Origin of the sequence: Synechococcus sp. A15-24 (assembly GCF_014280195.1) — a bacterium.
Taxonomy (GTDB): Bacteria; Cyanobacteriota; Cyanobacteriia; order PCC-6307; family Cyanobiaceae; genus Parasynechococcus.
The window spans coordinates 1,295,621-1,313,308 of record NZ_CP047960.1; the positions used below are offsets into that span (position 1 = coordinate 1,295,621).

Sequence of the window (17,688 nt, forward strand, 5' to 3'; positions counted from 1 at the left end):
TCATGTTGATGCCACCCCTCTATTCTGAATCCCTACGCCAACTGTTCACCAAGCCCTATGGCGAAGCTGGGCCAACAGCCGAGCAGTGGAAAGCGGTTTATGCCGACGACGTGCACTTCATCGATCCGACCCAGGAAAGGCAGGGCGTTGATGCTTATATCAAGGCGCAGGAAGGCTTGATCCAGCGATGCGACGATGTGTTCCTGGAAACAAGCCATGTTGCTGTGACAGGGAACCTGGCCTTTGTGGAATGGCGGATGGGCCTCAAAATCAAAGGTGTGGAGTTCATCTACCCAGGCACAACCCGGCTTGTCTTTGGGGAAGACGGGCGAATTGTCAAGCACCGGGACTACTTTGACTTTGTTGGCCCAACGTTCGGCCCCGTTCCGATTATTGGACCTTTCGTTCGTTGGATCTACAAACGCTTTGTGTCTTGACGTTGCCCCCAAAGCAGTAAAAATTGGGGCATGATGATTGGATCCAACCCAACTTGATGGATCACGAGCTCGACAAAATCATTGCCTGGATTGATGACAGGGATGCTGATGCCGAGCAGTGGCTCAACGAGCAGGCTGCTGAGCGGTTCAACCTGCGAGCAGAATCCGAGATTAATGATTACATCCAGACCATTCTTTCGTCAGACCTTTTGCCTGACTGAACCAACAGCCCTGCCGCCGCAGGCCCATTGGTCGGCGGCACTGGCGTGAAGAAATTTAAGCAGGTCATGCAAGCGACCAGCAGCCCATCCAAGGTCTGTGTACCCGCAGTAGTGAAATGACCCTCGGTCAGCTATTCCTCGAAGCGATGTCAAGCGGTGTGATCACCAACGGTGAGATGACCTGGATCACAGACCATCAAGCTCAGTTCAGTCGAACAGAAGAAGCGGTCGCCCTGCGGCTGGGACGACTGATCGATGAAGGAAGCATCCAATTGGGGTGCCGGATGCCTTTGAACAACTAAGCCCAACAACGTCGAACAGGGTGACGCGATGCGCTTGAACTTCATTCCCATCCACGTGTTTCGCGAGACACCTGCTGTCACCTTTTTTGATGCCGGTGTCTCAGGAAGCAATGGCACCGATGTCGTTGCCCACCACAGTGCAGCAACGTCACCCCCTGATCTCGACTGCTCTGAGCAGTACTACGTCCACCAACATCAGATCGACCACAATCTGGTCCTGACTGGGCAAAGAGTGTTCACGCTGTTGAATCCAACCTGGGATCAACCCCACCATGTGATTCATCTCGTTCGGGCCATGGGGGCACTGCAGATCCCCATCGGAACGTTTCACCGCTCAGTGTCCGGCGAGGACGGCAGCCTTGTGTTGAATCAATCCGTACGGGATCCAAACTTCAACTACGCCACTGAATTCATCCCGGTCAAGCTCAGCGACCGTCACGATCTGATGACGGCAAGAAACAGTCCACCCTGGGTGTGGACCTGGCGCGACGGCCACATCTGTCGCCATCACAGCATCAGCGAAGGAGACTGCGTTGCCGTCTCCGATTTCCAAGGCGCTTGACCAATCGCTCCCGTGCACCGAAGTGACGCTGCTGTTCAACCAAGACCAGCCGCCAGCCAAGCCAGGAGATGGCCGTCAGGACGATCACAACAGTGACAAGCAGGAGCATCACGATTCAAAGGCAAAGACTGCTGGTCCAGAGCTCCTCATCGTCTCCCAGGTGGTCACGCACGCAGGTCGTGACGCACAACCCGTCATCGATCGAGCAGTGCGTGATGCACTCCATGCAGGCCTCAACGGCGTCCCATTGGCGTTGAGCTTCAGAGTCCAAGGGCTTCTGAGATCACTCCCTGCGTTTTACGTCAGCAACCGCTGACTGTCTGCATTTCGGTGAAGAGGCGTGAAGCGTGCTCAGCGCTGACCATCTTCATACAGGGTGCACTCCAGCAAGGCGGCATAAAGCAAGCGTTGCAGCGTCTGGAGATCCTGCTGCTCCCGCGGATCCGGCCCACCAGGCCATCGCTCGAGGTAGTAAGCCACCGAGCGATGGAGCAGGCGAATGGCATCAGCATCCAGGTCGAACTGAAGCCTTGGCGCTTGATCGGTCATAAATCGATTCTGACTGAACCAGGGCTTGACACGGGAGCCTTACCGGATTAGTACATCAGTACTGAAGTGATGGAATCGAGCACATGGCGACGCCGAATCAGCCGCACTGGACCACGATCACCACGGCGACGTTACGCCCAAGCCGGTCGTCCATGGTTTGCATCACCTGCCAACAATTCCGCCATGCCCTGACAGAGGACGGATCAACCATCCCAGCCTGCAACCGCCACGAACGACTCCTGCCCCAGGGCGCACATCTGAACCATCGCTGCCATCAGTGGATGCAACGCCTTGAACATGAGATTGGCTGGTGCCCAGAAGCTGCCTGATGGGATATGGACAAGAGCATTGCGTTCATCTGACGTTCTTGCGTGTTCATGAACGAGCGACGTCATAACCGACCGACAACCGCCGGAATCAGCAACGCATTCACCAGATCCAGGAAGAAGGCTGATACCAGCGGCACGATCAAAAAGACTCACCTGGATGGTCCGTACTGCTGCATTGCGGCGGCGCTTGCACCAACAAAAAGCCCCCACCTGCGGTGGGGGCTTTCCAATTCAGTTGATCTGAATCGTTTGTTCTATTCCCGAAGGAACAGGTTGATTCCAGATCAACCGATGGCAGGTGCCTGCAGAGCCACAGGAGTGGACTCAGCAGTTGCCAGGTCTAGGGGGAAGTTGTGAGCGTTGCGCTCGTGCATCACTTCCATGCCGAGGCCGGCACGGTTCACCATGTCAGCCCAGGTGTTCACAACACGGCCCTGTCCATCAAGGATGGACTGGTTGAAGTTGAAGCCGTTCAGATTGAAGGCCATGGTTGACACGCCCATGGACGTGAACCAGATGCCGACAACAGGCCAGGCGCCCAGGAAGAAGTGGAGGCTACGGCTGTTGTTGAAGGAGGCGTATTGGAAGATCAGGCGACCGAAGTAACCGTGGGCAGCCACGATGTTGTAGGTCTCTTCCTCTTGGCCGAACTTGTAGCCGTAGTTCTGGGACTCGGTCTCGGTGGTTTCACGCACCAGGGAGGAGGTCACCAGGGAGCCGTGCATGGCGGAGAACAGGGAGCCACCGAACACACCTGCAACACCCAGCATGTGGAAGGGGTGCATCAGGATGTTGTGCTCAGCCTGGAACACCAGCATGAAGTTGAACGTGCCGGAGATGCCCAGGGGCATGCCATCGGAGAAGGAGCCCTGACCGAAGGGATAGACCAGGAAAACAGCCATCGCAGCAGACAGCGGAGCGCTGTAGGCGACACAGATCCAGGGGCGCATGCCCAGGCGGTAGGAGAGTTCCCACTGACGACCCATGTAGGCGGAAATGCCGATCAGGAAGTGGAAGCAAACCAGCTGATAAGGGCCGCCGTTGTACAGCCACTCATCAAGAGAAGCAGCTTCCCAAATGGGATAGAAGTGCAGGCCAATGGCGTTGCTGGAAGGAACAACAGCACCGGAGATGATGTTGTTGCCGTAGATCAGGGAGCCAGCGACAGGCTCACGAATGCCATCGATATCGACGGGGGGCGCTGCGATGAACGCAATGGTGAAGCAGATGGTGGCCGCCAGCAGGCAGGGAATCATCAGCACGCCGAACCAACCCACATAAATGCGGTTGTTGGTGTCGGTCACCCACTGACAAAAAGCTTCCCAGTTGCTCTGGCGTCCGCTGCGAATGGCGGTGGACATAACAGAAAAGAAGACGGATAAACCGCTCTCCCAATCAGGAGATCGGTGGATCAAGACTATGGAGAGGACGCAGCAATACCCTGTTTTTCAATATTCCGAATCAACCCTCAACGCAAGTTCATGAAGCACTACATGAAGCATTCATGAAGTTACTTGAAGCAACCAGCGACGTGAACCCTGCAGAAAGTCATTCCAATTCAGCCGTTCCTCCGCCGCCGCTTTGGCCACCAGCAAGGGAGCCCGCTGCCGAAGTTCAACAAGATCCGGCTCGGCGACGCCTGCACTGAGGGCCAACCAATCAGCCATGGACCGCCCCACAACCCGCGTCAGGTAGGCAGCACTCAAGGCCTGCATGGACCCTGCCACCAGCCAGGTGCCTCCATCCAGCTTCGCCAGTCCCAGCAGAGTCTGACCGGTCCACTCGACCACCCCCTGAGCAAGGGCGACACGGGCCAGCTGGGCGGCTGCCTCCTGAAGAAGCTCGATCTTCGCCGTTGAGCCCCAGATCATCGCCATCTCACGGATCATCAGACCGTTGGCGACGGCTACAGCCAGAAGATCGACGCTGGCCAATGGCGAAGCGAAAACCGACCCCGCCACAAGCCACTGGGTCCGTCCCTGCAGTTGCTGAAAACGGACCCAACGCAACTGTTCAAGCTCCGCCTGCCAGGTCTGATGGAGACCACGCAGGAGGCGTTGACGGGTTTCAGCCAGCAATCCAGCCTTCTGAAGCTCGCGACGAATCGGGACGAGGGCACGCCGCAGATGGGCGTCCCCGTTCTGCATCACCGCCATGCGCTCAAACCAGCGATCATCGAGCTGCGGAGCCAGCTCAGCCTGGGTCTCGCTGCTGGATTGCTCCTGCCCCGATCGCACCAGCAACCAGGCCGGCTGTTCGCGTGGCAACTGCTGCAGCCAGAGAAGATCCGCCGCCATCAATGGCGCCGACAAGCTGAACAGGATCAGGTCCTGATCCTTCAACCCTGAGGGCCAGATCCGTTCACCGTCCTGGGAGTCCAGGGGATGGGCTAACGACAGTTCCAGCGACTTCGAACCGGTCAGGGCCTGCTGAAGAGGCTCCAGCGCTGGTCGACTACTGGCGTCAACACAGACCAACGCCACCTTCAGAGGCTCCTCGCGCTCGATGACCTGTTGCAATCTCAGCCTCCGCAACCGTCCACCTGCGGCTGTCTCACCTTCAAAGGCCTCGAACTGGTCCAGGACGGAACGACAGCGGTCAACCCATCCCTGAACCGTGGAGGGCTCCTTGAAGCTGGGTGTCCTGGAGCGTCGACCGAACCAGATCACCCCGGCACCTGCGGCCAGCAGCCCCAGACCGCCGCCGGGAACATGCAAAAGGTCATTGACCAGCCACTGACCCAGCAACAAGCCGCCACCCGCCAGAGCAATCGGTCCCACCAGGGCTTGGCGAGGCGGCAAGAGGGGAGCCAGCGACAGCGGAAATTTCAAAGCAACGCCGGGACGACGAGTGGTTGTCTTAGCCCAGAGAGCGATCGGAAACCAGAAAGACCGGTCAGAGCGTTGACTTCTCCATACCGTGTGGTGGTTGCTGCACACGATGGATGGCCATCGCCCTGGAGAGCCACGGAGGCGGCAGGTCCGGTGACCGGCGATCAGACGTCCGCCGGGTGCTGATGGTGGCCCTTGGGCTGAACATCAGCATGTCGCTGTTGAAATTGCTGGTGGGCGTCACCAGCGGATCGCTGGCGGTGATCGCTGATGCCATGCACAGCGCCACGGATGCACTCTCCAGCCTCACGGGGTTGATCACCAACAACCTCTCCGACCCTCAGCCGGATCGGGATCACCCCTACGGCCACCACAAATACGAAGCCGTCGGTGCCCTCGGTATTGCTGGATTCATCCTGTTCACAGCGCTGGAGATTCTGCTGCGCTCCGGGGAACGGCTGCTGGAAGGGCTTCCGCCGATCCGCGTCGGGGGGCAGGAACTGATGCTGCTGGTGCTGGTCCTTGGGTTCAACCTTCTGTTGGCGGGCTACGAACACCGGGAAGGTCGACGCCTCAACAGCTCTCTGCTCAAGGCCGATGCGCAGCACGCCGCCAGCGATGTATGGACCACTGTGGTGGTGCTGCTTGGGATGGCAGGTGCCCTCTGGCTCCAGATCTCCTGGCTGGACATCGCTCTGGCGATTCCGATGGCACTGCTTTTGATCAGGGTGTGCTGGCAGGTGCTACGCCGCACCCTGCCCTGGCTGGTGGACCACATCGCGATCGCGCCGGAATCCATCCACAGGGAAGTGATGGCTGTGGCCGGCGTGATCAACTGTCACGACATCGCCAGTCGCGGCGTTCTGGGTCAGCAGGTGTTCATCGACATGCACATGGTGGTGGAGACCAACGATCTATCAACAGCCCACCGCATCACTGAACTGGTAGAGGAGCGACTCGATCGGGTCTTCGGGCCGGTGCGCTGCACGATTCATCTTGAGCCCAAGGATTATGTGGAGGACGGGATCACCTACACCGGCACCCATGGTTGATCCAGCCAATCCCCTGGAGGGATTGACCAGGCGCCAGCTGCAGGGTCTGCACAACCTGCTGAGCGACGTGCGCAGCTCACTGGCCTGGTCGTGGCAGCTTCCTGTGCTGATCCGACAACGCTGCTGGCTTCGCTTGGAAATGATTGAGCTGGGCAACTTGCACCGATGGTTGCCACCTGACGGCTGTGAAGAGGCCCCGGAACTGTGCCGCTACCGCGAGCTGGTGGCGCAGGGATGGTCGCCGCTGCAGGCCCAGGAACAGTGCTGGCAGGAATTCGGGGACGATGACTGTCGCACTGCCCTGCAACGGTTCTGGGCCAGTCAGCAGGATCGGAAGCACGACTGGACCGTACAGCGATATCTGGCCTTGATCAGCTGCTATCGGCGCTCCATCGAAGCGGGTGTGGCCACCATCCCGATGCTGGTGCTGCCCCGAGCTGGGGGAGCGACAGATCATCAGCTGCACTGGGTTTCGGACAGCACACCGTCGATGCGGCACACTTGCGCCTGATTCCAGGCCATGGGCCATGAGTGATTCCTACGGCGAACCCCAACAGCAGGGGGCTCAAGGCGACGGTTCTCGCGGTGACGGTTACCGCGGTGAAGGTGGTCGAGGCGGCGGCCGTGGCGGCCGTGGCCCTGGCAACCGCGAGGGCGGTGGATTCCGCATCCGCCTGAGCGAGAACGAGATGCGTTCTGCCCGTGCGCTGCAGGAGGCCTTCAACCTTCGCTCCACCGTGGCTGTTCTCGGTTTCGCCTTGCGAACCCTGGGTCAGATGCTGGAAGACGGTCAGTTGGATGAGCTGATCGAACAGCAACGCAATCAGGCCCCACGAGGCCGCCGCGAGGGCGGTGGACGTGATGGTGGCGGTCGAGACGGTGGCGGTCGCGGGCGGCGCTCGGATGATGATCGCCAAGGCGGTCGTGGCTCCCGCCCCGATCCTTTCGCTCGCCCCGCCAAGCCTCAACCCGAACCGGAGCCGACGCCGGAACCGGAATCGACCCCCGAAGAAGCGGCGCCATCAGACGCTCCCGCAGAGGACACACCAGCGGAGGTTTCGACAGACCTTCCCAACGAGGAGGAGTCCAAAGCAGCAACCCCTGAGGCCTGATCCATGGGAAAACCGAGGGTTCTCTCCGGTGTGCAGCCGACCGGTGCCTTGCACCTCGGCAACTGGCTTGGAGCGATACGCAACTGGGTTGATCTCCAGGACACCCACGACACCTTTGTGTGCGTGGTGGATCTCCATGCCATCACCGTTCCCCACGACCCGGCCCGGCTGGCGGAAGACACCCTCAACACCGCTGCGCTCTACCTGGCCTGCGGCATGGACCCTCAGCGGTGCTCAATTTTCATCCAGAGTCAAGTCGCCGCCCACAGTGAGCTGTGCTGGATGCTGAACTGCGTGACACCGCTCAACTGGTTGGAGCGGATGATCCAGTTCAAGGAAAAGGCCGTGAAACAGGGGGACAACGTCTCCGTCGGCCTTCTGGATTACCCCGTTCTGATGGCCGCCGACATCCTTCTCTATGACGCGAACCTCGTTCCAGTCGGGGAAGACCAGAAACAACACCTTGAGCTGGCGCGTGACATCGCCCAGCAGCGGATCAACGCCCGCTTTGGACGCGAGGAACAACCGGTGTTGAAGGTGCCCAAACCGCTCATCCTCAAAGAAGGCGCACGGGTGATGAGCCTCACGGATGGACGCAGCAAGATGAGCAAAAGCGACCCGAACGAGGCCAGCCGCATCACCCTGCTGGACCCGCCGGAACTCATCACCAAAAAGATCAAACGGGCGAAGACCGATCCGGAGCGAGGTCTCGAATTCGCCAATCCTGACCGTCCGGAAACAGACAACCTCCTTGGTCTCTACGCGATCCTCAGCGGCAAGGGCCGTGAAGCAGTTGCACAAGAGTGTGCAGACATGGGTTGGGGGCAGTTCAAACCCCTTCTGGCTGATGCAGCAGTGGCGGCTCTTGAACCGATTCAGGCTCGCCACAAGGAGCTGATGGCAGACCGCGTCGAGCTCGATCGCGTGTTGGCCACGGGGCGTGATCAAGCGGAATCCGTGGCCAACGCAACGTTGAAACGGGTGAGAGATGCCTTGGGATTCGCGAAGCGCAGCTGATCACTGAGAGGGCTGAACATCAGCGGAGCTGATCAAAACCGTCCCAAACCCAGAACGCACGAACTGATCCACGCCTCCCTCAAAACAGCTGAACACCAGCGAGTCTTACGCGTCTCACGCGTTGTCCATTGCGGCACATACATGCCGTGCGCTTCTCGTCAACCCCCCTGAGGCCCCTCTCGTCTCTGGATCGATCCATCCATCAGCTTGGTCGCTCGTTCTTTTGTCCTGAGTGCTCGGGTTAAGTCTTCACAGCAAGCGACGCGTCGCAGGGCGCGCTTTATCGGCCTCTCTGTTCTGCGGGGTTGCGCTGTGTGCCGGAGCCTCGCCAGTTGCGACAGCCGTAAGTCTTTGCTCGCGGAAAAGTCCAGAATTGAAGCGCGCTCATCTTGCCAATGTTCAAGAGCAAGGCCCCTACCGGCTCACTCCTGAACGTCGTGCTCTGCTGAACACCATCAGGTACGCCGAGGGCACCTGGACTGATGGTGAGGATCAGGGCTATCGCACTCTTTATGGCGGCGGGCAATTTCAGGATCTGTCCCGCCATCCGGAACGGGTCGTCGTCAAGCGCTACTCCAGCGCTGCTGCCGGTGCTTATCAATTCCTCCCAAGCACCTGGAAGGGACTGGCGAAGGAACTTCGCCTCAGCAGCTTCGAACCGAAACATCAAGACCAGGCTGCGCTGCATCTGGTGAAACGGCGAGGAGCGTTGCGTGAAATCGACAGCCGCGGCCTGACGACAGCAGCCATGGCACGACTGGCACCGGAGTGGGCCTCATTTCCCACCCGCTCTGGTCGATCGGCCTATGGCCAGCCCGTGAAAAGCCACCGGGAGCTCGCGCGCTTTTACACAAACAACCTCAAACAACTCAAGGGTCAACTCGGGGCCTGATCAGCTCTGGCACGTCCGATCCTGGCGGCCAAGCCCCACACCTCCGTCACCAGGCCATGCCAAGGGGTCATGGCTTCCATGGAAACGGCCATGGGCTGGGATGACGCCTTCACCAGCGCACGGGTAGCTGCAACAGCACGTTGTCCTTCCCGGAGACGATCAAGCAAGGCCAGCTGATTGTCTTGACTCACCACAGAGACTGGACAGTTGTCCAGCAACTGCTCGCCCCGCTGAAACCAGTGGTCAAAGTCATCCAGCAATGACGTCAGCAGTGACTCCATCAGCGCGCCGGCTTCGTGCTTGAGCGGAGCATCGTCAGCGTTCATTGCATCGTCTTGAACCACGGCCCATAAGATGGCGGGCCCCGACCGCAAACCGGTGAGCAGCGCTGCAGCAACCACCCCTGCCCCTTCAGCTCCGGTGGTCCTGCCCAAAACCAGCGAAAGCTCGCAGCTGCTCAAAATCCGCCACACGATGAGCCATGTAATGGCCATGGCGGTGCAGCAGCTGTTTCCCAAAGCCCGCGTCACCATCGGGCCCTGGACCGAATCCGGGTTCTACTACGACTTCGACAACCCTGACCCCTTCACTGAAGCCGATCTCAAAGCGATCAAGAAAGGGATGATCAAGATCATCAATAAGAAGGTCCCACTCGAGCGTGTCGAGGTGACGCGCGCTGTGGCGGAAACCAAGATCAAGGCCCAGAACGAGCCCTACAAGCTGGAGATCCTGGAAGGCCTCCAGGAACCGATCACCCTCTACACACTTGGAGAGGACTGGTGGGACCTCTGCGCCGGCCCCCACGTGGAGCACACCGGCCAGCTCAACGCCAAGGCTTTTGAGCTGGAGAGCGTGGCGGGGGCCTACTGGCGTGGTGATGAAACCAAAGCCCAGTTGCAGCGGATCTACGGCACGGCCTGGGAAACCCCGGAACAACTGGCCGAGCACAAACGCCGCAAGGAAGAGGCCCTGCGCAGGGATCATCGCCGCATCGGCAAAGACCTCGATCTGTTTTCGATCGAGGATGAAGCCGGCGCCGGCCTGGTGTTCTGGCACCCCCGCGGCGCCCGCATGCGTTTGTTGATCGAGGAGTTCTGGCGCCAGGCCCACTTCGAAGGGGGCTACGAGCTGCTCTACACGCCCCACGTGGCCGACATCAGCCTCTGGAAGACCTCCGGCCACCTCGATTTCTACGCCGAGAGCATGTTCGGCCCCATGGAGGTGGACGAGCGGGAGTACCAGCTCAAGCCGATGAACTGCCCGTTCCACGTGCTCACCTACGCCAGCAAGCTGCGCAGCTACCGGGAATTGCCGATCCGCTGGGCCGAGCTGGGAACCGTGTACCGCTACGAGCGGCCGGGGGTGATGCACGGCTTGATGCGTGTGCGCGGCTTTACCCAGGACGATGCCCACGTGTTCTGCCTGCCCGAGCAGATCAGCGACGAGATCCTGAAGATTCTCGATCTGACCGAGAGGATCCTCTCCACCTTCGACTTCAACACTTACGAGATCAACCTCTCCACCCGCCCGGAGAAGTCCATCGGCGATGACACCGTCTGGGACCTCGCCACCAAGGGCCTGATCGAAGCACTGGAACGCAAGGGCTGGAAGTACAAGATCGATGAAGGCGGCGGTGCCTTTTACGGCCCCAAGATCGACCTCAAGATCGAAGACGCCATCGGCCGGATGTGGCAGTGTTCCACCATCCAGCTCGATTTCAACCTGCCGGAGCGGTTCAGGCTCGACTACATCGCTGCTGATAGCAGCAAGCAGCGGCCGATCATGATCCACCGGGCCATCTTCGGCTCGCTGGAACGATTCTTCGGGATCATGACCGAGAACTACGCCGGCGATTACCCCTTCTGGCTGGCCCCTGAGCAGGTGCGGCTGCTGCCGGTCACCGATGAGGTGCAGCCCTATGCCGAAAGCCTGCTCGACCAGCTCACCCAGGCGGGCGTGCGGGCCACGATCGATCGCAGCGGCGACCGGCTCGGCAAGTTGATCCGCACCGGGGAACAGATGAAGATCCCCGTGTTGGCGGTGATCGGTGCCAAGGAAGCGGAGCAGAATTCCGTGAGCCTGCGCAGCCGCAGGGATGGCGATCTCGGTGTGGTGGCAGTAGCCGATCTCATCCGCGCCGCCCAAAACGCCAACAGCCAACGTGCCGCAGGACTGGAGCTGGACTCATGACCCAGTCGCCAGTCACCGCCCTCAACGATCTGGCCCGCTTGCGCGATGCGCCGGAGCTCAGCCAGGAAACCTGCGCAAACCTTCGAGCGGAGCTCAGCCAGGCGATGGCCAACGCCAGCTGGTTCACCGTCGGTGTGATGGCCCCGACCGCCGCCAAGGCCCTTGCGGCCCTCAGGGCTCTGGAAACGAGCCAGGGATGGGACACCATGGATGTTGTTGACAGCACCAATGAAATCGGTCCTGTCTTCCTCAAAGCGAACCAACAAGGTGGATCGGTCCGCATTCGCATCGAATACGGCCTCGGCCAGGGAATCCTGATCACTGGGCATGGTGAGGACGAGAACCAGCCCAGCACCACATGGGGGCCGCTGCCGCTGAATTTTTTCTGAACTGGCATCCGTCGTTGCCCTTCATCCGAATTGATCGCAGCCTGAAGAGATGAGCTTCACTCCCACCCTTTGATGGCCCGTCCCACTCTTCTCGCTGGCGACATGGGGGGGACCAAGACCCTTCTTGCGCTCTACGACCTCGAGGGTGAAACGCTGATCAAACGTCACCAGCAACGGTTTGTCTCAGCTGATTGGTCATCGCTGGAGCCGATGCTTAAGGCATTTGTTGAGGAACGGCCCAAGGACGTCCAGGCGCCAACCCATGGCTGCCTCGCCGTGGCAGGCCCTGTTCGCAATCGGCAGGCCCGGATCACCAACCTCCCCTGGCAGCTCAAGGAAGAGGATCTGGCTGCCGCTGCAGGGATGCAGCAACTGGAGCTGGTGAACGATTTCGGTGTACTGATCTACGGCCTGCCTCACTTCGGCGCGGATCAGCAGCTGGTGCTGCAGGAGGGGAGTCAGGACGACGGGCCCCTGGCGATCCTTGGAGCTGGGACCGGCCTCGGCATGGCTCGAGGCGTTCGCACAAACAACGGGCTGATGGCTCTCTCCAGCGAGGGTGGACATCGCGAATTCGCACCGCGCAGCGATGAGGAATGGCAACTGGCCTGCTGGCTGAAACAGGACCTGGGAGTCGACCGCCTGTCGATCGAGCGGGTGGTGAGCGGCACAGGGCTTGGCCACATCGCCCATTGGCTGCTGCAGCAGCCAGGCGCACAATCTCACCCCCTTCGTTCTGTGGCTGAGGCCTGGCGGCGAAATATGGCCAGTGACCTTCCAGCGCAGGTGTCCCTCGCAGCCGAAGAGGGCGACCCCCTGCTGCGACATGCCCTTGACCTGTGGCTGTCGGCCTACGGCTCAGCCACAGGTGACCTGGCCCTGCAGGAACTCTGCAGCGGTGGTCTCTGGGTGGGAGGCGGCACGGCTACAAAACAACTCAACGGACTGCAATCCGCGCTGTTTCTTAAGGCAATGCGCGACAAAGGTCGGTTCAAGGACTTCATCAGCGGTCTGAAGGTCACCGCTGTGATCGATCCGGAGGCGGGTCTGTTTAGCTCTGCCTGCCGAGCACGGATGTTGGCGGAGTCGGGTGGGACACTGGCCTGAGCAGACGCTCAGGGATGGCGCAGCCGCGCATCGGTCAGAAAGTGGTTGTGGATGTTCCGGCGACCACCGCCAACCTCGGACCGGGCTTCGACTGCCTTGGTGCAGCCCTCGATCTCAACAACCGCTTTGCCATGCGGCGGATCGAAGGCAGCGGTGAGCGATTCGAACTGATCATCGAGGGCACCGAGGGCAATCATCTGCGCGGCGGGCCCGACAACCTCGTTTACCGCGCAGCTCAACGGGTCTGGAAAGCCGCGAATATGGAACCTGTGGCCCTGGAAGCAAGGGTCCGTCTGGCAGTGCCGCCAGCGAGGGGGCTGGGCAGCAGCGCCACCGCCATTGTCGCCGGACTGATGGGAGCCAATGCGCTCGTCGGTGAACCCCTCAGCAAGGAAAAACTGCTGGAGCTGGCCATCGACATCGAGGGGCATCCCGACAATGTCGTTCCCTCCCTGCTTGGAGGGCTCTGCATGACCGCCAAGGCTGCCTCTCAGCGCTGGAGGGTGGTGCGTTGCGAATGGATCAGCAGCGTCAAGGCCGTGGTGGCCATTCCATCGATTCGCCTGAGCACGAGCGAAGCCCGTCGCGCCATGCCGAAGGCGGTCCCCATCAGTGATGCCGTGGTCAACCTGGGGGCGCTCACCCTGTTGCTGCAGGGCCTTCGCACCGGTAACGGCGAGCTAATCGCGGATGGCATGCACGACCGCCTGCATGAGCCCTATCGCTGGCGCCTGATCAAGGGCGGGGATGACGTCAAAGCCGCGGCCCTGGAGGCGGGAGCCTGGGGGTGCGCCATCAGCGGGGCCGGGCCAAGCATCATCGCCCTTTGCGCCGAAGACAAGGGCCAGGCCGTGAGCAGGGCCATGGTCAAGGCCTGGGAAGCCGCCGGCGTGGCCAGCCGGGCTCCTGTGCTGAATTTGCAGACCTCCGGAAGCCACTGGCAGCCCGCCGATGCTGGGTAGTTGTACCCAGATCACAGGATCAGCCCTGTTAGCTTTGTTAACGATTGCGGACGCTGAATGGACTTCGGGCTAGCGACGGACGCAATGGCGGGTTCAACCTTCCCCTGGCTGTCGCTGATTGTTCTGCTTCCAGCGTTCGGAGCACTGCTGATGCCCCTGATGCCAGGGGACGATGAGCATCCCTCACCCTGGCCGCGCAACTTCGCCCTGATCGTGCTGTTCGCGGACCTTCTATTGATGTTGCTGGTGTTCAGCACCCGGTTTGATCCCAGCTTGAGCGGTCTTCAACTGGTGGAACGGGTCAGCTGGCTTCCCTCCATCGGCCTCGAGTGGTCCCTTGGGGCGGATGGCCTCTCCGCACCTCTGGTGGTGCTCAGTGGGTTGGTCACGTTCCTCTCCGTCGCCGCGAGCTGGTCGGTGCAGCGCAAATGCAAGCTGTACTTCGCATTGCTGCTGGTGCAGGCGTCAGCCCAGGGTCTGGTCTTCCTTTCACAGGATTTCCTGCTCTTCTTCCTGGCCTGGGAGCTGGAATTGGTGCCGGTTTACCTGCTGATCGCCATCTGGGGCGGACAGAACCGTCAATATGCCGCCACCAAATTCATCCTCTACACAGCCCTGGCCTCTCTGCTGATCCTGATCAGCGGACTGGCCCTGGCGTTGTCCGGTGATCAGTTCACCCTGAATCTCACGGAACTGGCCTCCCGTTCCCCCGGCGGCAGCTTCGGCCTTCTCTGTTACCTGGGATTCCTGGTTGGCTTCGGCGTGAAGCTGCCGATGTTCCCGCTTCACACCTGGCTGCCGGATGCCCACGGCGAAGCGAACGCTCCAGTGTCAATGCTGCTGGCGGGCGTGCTGCTGAAGATGGGCGGTTACGCCCTGTTGCGTTTCAACGTCCAGATGCTGCCAGACGCCCATCTCACCCTGGCTCCTGCGCTGGTGATCCTCGGCATCGTCAACATCGTTTATGGCGCTCTCAACGCCTTCGCCCAGGACAACGTCAAACGACGGATCGCCTGCAGTTCCGTCAGTCATATGGGTTTTGTGCTGCTCGGCATCGGTGCCGTGGATGCTCTGGGCATCAGCGGCGCGATGTTGCAGATGGTGAGCCACGGACTGATCGCTGCCGCAATGTTCTTTTTCACCGGCGTCTTTTACGAGCGAACCAAAACCCTGTCCATTCCGAACATGGGTGGCCTGGCAAAAGCGCTGCCGATCACGTTTGCTTTTTTCCTGGCCAGCTCACTCGCATCTCTGGCCCTCCCGGGCATGAGCGGTTTCATCAGTGAAATCACGGTGTTCCTCGGCATCACCAGTCAGGAGGGCTTCACCTCGCTGTTCCGTGCCATCACCGTGCTTCTGGCCGCCATTGGCCTGGTGCTGACGCCGATCTACCTGCTCTCCATGTGCAGAAGGGTGTTTTTTGGCCCCAGGATCCCAGCCTTGGCCAGTGTTGAAGACATGCGCCCCAGGGAACTGGTGATCGGCATGAGCCTGCTGGTACCGACCCTGGTGATCGGCATCTGGCCAAGGATCGCCATGGACCTCTACGAAGCATCCACCGACAACCTGGCCACTGACCTGGGCCAGCGGGCTCTGGTGGCCCTGATCGAGCACCTACCCATCGGTTGAAATGATCACCTCCATGCCCTCCCCCCTGCTTGAGGGTCACGGCCTTCCCTGTTTCGAGCAGATCACACCGGATCTGGTCCACCAGGACATCCCAGTCCTGCTGTCTCAACTTGAACAGCAGTTCACAGAACTGGAGACGACGCTTCAGTCCAGAATGGACAGATGCGCCTCCATCAGCTGGGAGGAGGTGATGCAGCCGATGCAGCGCATCGGAGAGCGTCTCCGCTGGAGTTGGGGTGTGATCTCCCACCTCAACGGCGTCTGCAATTCGCCGGAGCTGCGTGAAGCCCACGCGGCCCAACAACCCGAGGTAGTCCGCCTTGGCAACCGCCTGGGTCAGAGCAAGGTGCTGCATCAGGTTCTCTGCCGCCTGAGGAACGAGCCGAGCGAGCCCCTCAGCCCCACCCGCCAGCGAATACTCGACTCCGAACTGCTGTCGATGCAACAGCGGGGTGTCGGTCTCGATGGCGAGCATCAAACCGCCTTTAACCAGGCCAGCGAACGTCTTGCCGCCCTCTCCACCAGCTTCGGCAATCACGTTCTTGATGCCACCCAGCAATGGACCCTCAAGCTCACCAATCCAGAGCAGGTAAAGGGTCTCCCGAAGCGAGCACTGGAGGCCCTAGCGGCCGCAGCACGGGATTCCGGTGACGCAGAAGCCAGTGCCGACGAGGGACCGTGGCTGGTGGGTCTGGACATGCCTCGATATATCCCGGTTCTCACCCACGCCGATGACAGGACACTGCGGGAGACCGTTTATCGAGCCCATGTCAGCCGTGCCTGCCAGGGAGAGCTGGACAATGCTCCGCTGATCGAGGAAATCCTCGGACTGCGCCGGGAGCAGGCCCAGCGGCTTGGCTACGCCCATTGGGCCGAACTCAGCCTTGCCAGCAAGATGGCCGACGACGTTCCGGCCGTCGAAGCGCTGCTGGAGGAGCTGCGTGCCGCGGCCTATCCAGCCGCCGAGATGGAGCTGGAGCAACTCAAGGCCTGCGCCAGCCGACATGGTGCTGCCGAAGCCAACGCCCTGGCCCCCTGGGACATCACCTATTGGTCAGAAAAACTGCGGCGCGAACGGTTTGATCTGGACCAGGAAGCCCTGCGCCCATGGTTCCCGCTGCCTCAGGTGCTCGACGGCCTGTTCGGCCTTTGTTCGCGCCTGTTCGATGTGGAGATCACTCCGGGAGATGGGGAGGCTCCTGTGTGGCATAACGACGTGCGTTTCTTTGACGTCCGTCGCCGTGGTGGCGAGCCGATCGCCGCGTTTTATCTCGATCCCTACAGCCGTCCCGCTAGCAAACGCGGTGGAGCCTGGATGGACGAGTGTCTCGGGCGTCACCGCACCAGTGACGGCAGTCTGGTGCTGCCTGTGGCTTATTTGATCTGCAACCAGACTCCCCCCGTTGGAGAGGCCCCCAGCCTGATGAGCTTCGAAGAGGTGGAGACCCTCTTCCACGAATTCGGCCATGGTCTGCAGCACATGCTCACCACCGTCGACGAACCGGAAGCCGCCGGCATCAGCAATGTGGAGTGGGATGCGGTGGAACTTCCCAGTCAGTTCATGGAGAACTGGTGTCTGGACCAAAGCACCTTGATGGGCATGGCCCGCCACTGGCAGACCGGAGAACCTCTGCCCCAGGACGAGGTGGACAAACTCCGCAACAGCCGCACCTTCAACGCCGGACTCGCCACCTTGCGGCAGGTGCACTTCGCCCTCACCGATCTGCGGCTGCACAGCCAGTGGACGCCGCAGCTGGGACTGAGTCCAGACGAGTTACGTCGCGACATCGCCAACACCACCACCGTGATGGACCCGATCCGCGAAGATCGCTTCCTTTGCGCCTTCGGGCACATCTTCGCGGGGGGATATTCCGCCGGCTACTACTCCTACAAATGGGCCGAGGTGCTCAGTGCCGATGCCTATGCCGCCTTTGAGGAGGTTGGCCTCGACCAGGAGGATCAGGTGCGTGCCACCGGTGCCCGCTTCCGGGACACGGTGCTGAGCCTTGGGGGGAGCCGCGCGCCAGCTGAGGTGTTCAAGGCCTTCCGCGGTCGAGTCGCCAGCAGCGAGGCCCTGATCCGCCATTCGGGTCTTCAGGCGGCCTGA

General features: G+C 60.8%; 21 protein-coding genes. 15 read left to right on the top strand and 6 right to left on the bottom strand.

Annotated features, from left to right (window positions below; translation table 11 throughout):
- Positions 1–2: 2 nt before the first annotated feature.
- The 4 genes from SynA1524_RS07365 to SynA1524_RS07380 all read left to right on the top strand — a co-directional run bounded on the left by SynA1524_RS07365 (position 3) and on the right by SynA1524_RS07380 (position 1,522).
- Positions 3–437 carry a nuclear transport factor 2 family protein gene (locus SynA1524_RS07365; RefSeq protein ID WP_186496415.1) on the top strand — a complete coding sequence of 145 codons (435 nt, stop codon included), beginning with the start codon at positions 3–5 and terminating at the stop codon, positions 435–437.
- Positions 438–493: 56 nt separating this feature from the next.
- Positions 494–658: a hypothetical protein gene (locus SynA1524_RS07370; RefSeq protein ID WP_186496417.1), complete on the top strand. Its 165-nt coding sequence runs from the start codon at positions 494–496 to the stop codon at positions 656–658.
- 116 nt (positions 659–774) lie between these two features.
- Positions 775–960, top strand: coding sequence for a PM-15 family protein (locus SynA1524_RS07375; RefSeq protein WP_186496419.1), 186 nt, complete (start codon positions 775–777; stop codon positions 958–960).
- A 28-nt stretch (positions 961–988) separates the two neighbouring features.
- Complete coding sequence (locus tag SynA1524_RS07380; protein WP_186496421.1) at positions 989–1,522, top strand: hemagglutinin; 534 nt, start codon at positions 989–991, stop codon at positions 1,520–1,522.
- 115 nt (positions 1,523–1,637) lie between these two features.
- Here SynA1524_RS07380 and SynA1524_RS07385 read toward each other — a convergent pair whose 3' ends face one another.
- The 5 genes from SynA1524_RS07385 to SynA1524_RS07400 all read right to left on the bottom strand — a co-directional run bounded on the left by SynA1524_RS07385 (position 1,638) and on the right by SynA1524_RS07400 (position 5,231).
- Positions 1,638–1,793, bottom strand: coding sequence for a DUF8642 family protein (locus SynA1524_RS07385; RefSeq protein WP_186496422.1), 156 nt, complete (start codon positions 1,791–1,793; stop codon positions 1,638–1,640).
- 80 nt (positions 1,794–1,873) lie between these two features.
- Positions 1,874–2,071 carry a hypothetical protein gene (locus SynA1524_RS07390; RefSeq protein ID WP_186496424.1) on the bottom strand — a complete coding sequence of 66 codons (198 nt, stop codon included), beginning with the start codon at positions 2,069–2,071 and terminating at the stop codon, positions 1,874–1,876.
- A gap of 203 nt (positions 2,072–2,274) precedes the next feature.
- A complete protein-coding gene (locus tag SynA1524_RS12905; protein WP_222930477.1) occupies positions 2,275–2,466 on the bottom strand; it encodes a hypothetical protein in 192 nt (63 codons plus the stop codon).
- Positions 2,467–2,684: 218 nt separating this feature from the next.
- Positions 2,685–3,761: a photosystem II q(b) protein gene (gene psbA / locus SynA1524_RS07395; RefSeq protein ID WP_186496426.1), complete on the bottom strand. Its 1,077-nt coding sequence runs from the start codon at positions 3,759–3,761 to the stop codon at positions 2,685–2,687.
- Between the two features lie 141 nt (positions 3,762–3,902).
- A complete protein-coding gene (locus SynA1524_RS07400; RefSeq protein WP_186496428.1) occupies positions 3,903–5,231 on the bottom strand; it encodes a YcjF family protein in 1,329 nt (442 codons plus the stop codon).
- A 113-nt stretch (positions 5,232–5,344) separates the two neighbouring features.
- On the opposite strand from SynA1524_RS07400, the gene SynA1524_RS07405 reads away from it, so the two are divergent.
- The 5 genes from SynA1524_RS07405 (at position 5,345) to SynA1524_RS07425 (ending at position 9,304) form a co-directional block, all read left to right on the top strand.
- The gene (locus SynA1524_RS07405; protein WP_186496430.1) at positions 5,345–6,283 is read left to right on the top strand and encodes a cation diffusion facilitator family transporter; all 939 of its coding nucleotides are present in this window, start codon (positions 5,345–5,347) and stop codon (positions 6,281–6,283) included.
- Positions 6,276–6,794: a hypothetical protein gene (locus SynA1524_RS07410; protein ID WP_286188525.1), complete on the top strand. Its 519-nt coding sequence runs from the start codon at positions 6,276–6,278 to the stop codon at positions 6,792–6,794. The genes SynA1524_RS07405 and SynA1524_RS07410 overlap by 8 nt, the downstream gene beginning before the upstream one ends.
- 16 nt (positions 6,795–6,810) lie before the next feature.
- On the top strand, positions 6,811–7,395 hold the full coding sequence (locus SynA1524_RS07415; RefSeq protein ID WP_186496434.1) for a DUF8668 family protein: 585 nt from the start codon (positions 6,811–6,813) through the stop codon (positions 7,393–7,395).
- Positions 7,396–7,398: 3 nt separating this feature from the next.
- Positions 7,399–8,412, top strand: coding sequence for a tryptophan--tRNA ligase (gene trpS, locus SynA1524_RS07420; RefSeq protein ID WP_186496436.1), 1,014 nt, complete (start codon positions 7,399–7,401; stop codon positions 8,410–8,412).
- A gap of 232 nt (positions 8,413–8,644) precedes the next feature.
- Positions 8,645–9,304 (top strand): glycoside hydrolase family 24 protein, encoded by a 660-nt coding sequence (locus SynA1524_RS07425; RefSeq protein ID WP_186496438.1) that lies wholly within the window; start codon positions 8,645–8,647, stop codon positions 9,302–9,304.
- Here the strand turns inward: SynA1524_RS07425 and SynA1524_RS07430 are convergent.
- Positions 9,289–9,630 carry a DUF2605 domain-containing protein gene (locus SynA1524_RS07430; RefSeq protein ID WP_186499566.1) on the bottom strand — a complete coding sequence of 114 codons (342 nt, stop codon included), beginning with the start codon at positions 9,628–9,630 and terminating at the stop codon, positions 9,289–9,291. The two genes, SynA1524_RS07425 and SynA1524_RS07430, sit on opposite strands and share 16 nt — an antisense overlap.
- 28 nt (positions 9,631–9,658) lie before the next feature.
- Here SynA1524_RS07430 and thrS point away from each other — a divergent pair, with 28 nt between their 5' ends.
- The 6 genes from thrS (at position 9,659) to SynA1524_RS07460 (ending at position 17,688) form a co-directional block, all read left to right on the top strand.
- Positions 9,659–11,494: a threonine--tRNA ligase gene (gene thrS, locus SynA1524_RS07435; RefSeq protein ID WP_186496440.1), complete on the top strand. Its 1,836-nt coding sequence runs from the start codon at positions 9,659–9,661 to the stop codon at positions 11,492–11,494.
- Positions 11,491–11,883: a DUF1824 family protein gene (locus tag SynA1524_RS07440; RefSeq protein ID WP_186496442.1), complete on the top strand. Its 393-nt coding sequence runs from the start codon at positions 11,491–11,493 to the stop codon at positions 11,881–11,883. The genes thrS and SynA1524_RS07440 overlap by 4 nt, the downstream gene beginning before the upstream one ends.
- 72 nt (positions 11,884–11,955) lie before the next feature.
- Positions 11,956–12,990, top strand: coding sequence for a glucokinase (gene glk, locus SynA1524_RS07445; RefSeq protein ID WP_186496444.1), 1,035 nt, complete (start codon positions 11,956–11,958; stop codon positions 12,988–12,990).
- A 14-nt stretch (positions 12,991–13,004) separates the two neighbouring features.
- The gene (gene thrB / locus SynA1524_RS07450) at positions 13,005–13,952 is read left to right on the top strand and encodes a homoserine kinase (RefSeq protein WP_186496446.1); all 948 of its coding nucleotides are present in this window, start codon (positions 13,005–13,007) and stop codon (positions 13,950–13,952) included.
- A gap of 57 nt (positions 13,953–14,009) precedes the next feature.
- The gene (locus SynA1524_RS07455) at positions 14,010–15,581 is read left to right on the top strand and encodes an NAD(P)H-quinone oxidoreductase subunit 4 (protein ID WP_186496448.1); all 1,572 of its coding nucleotides are present in this window, start codon (positions 14,010–14,012) and stop codon (positions 15,579–15,581) included.
- A 1-nt stretch (position 15,582) separates the two neighbouring features.
- Complete coding sequence (locus tag SynA1524_RS07460; protein ID WP_186496451.1) at positions 15,583–17,688, top strand: M3 family metallopeptidase; 2,106 nt, start codon at positions 15,583–15,585, stop codon at positions 17,686–17,688.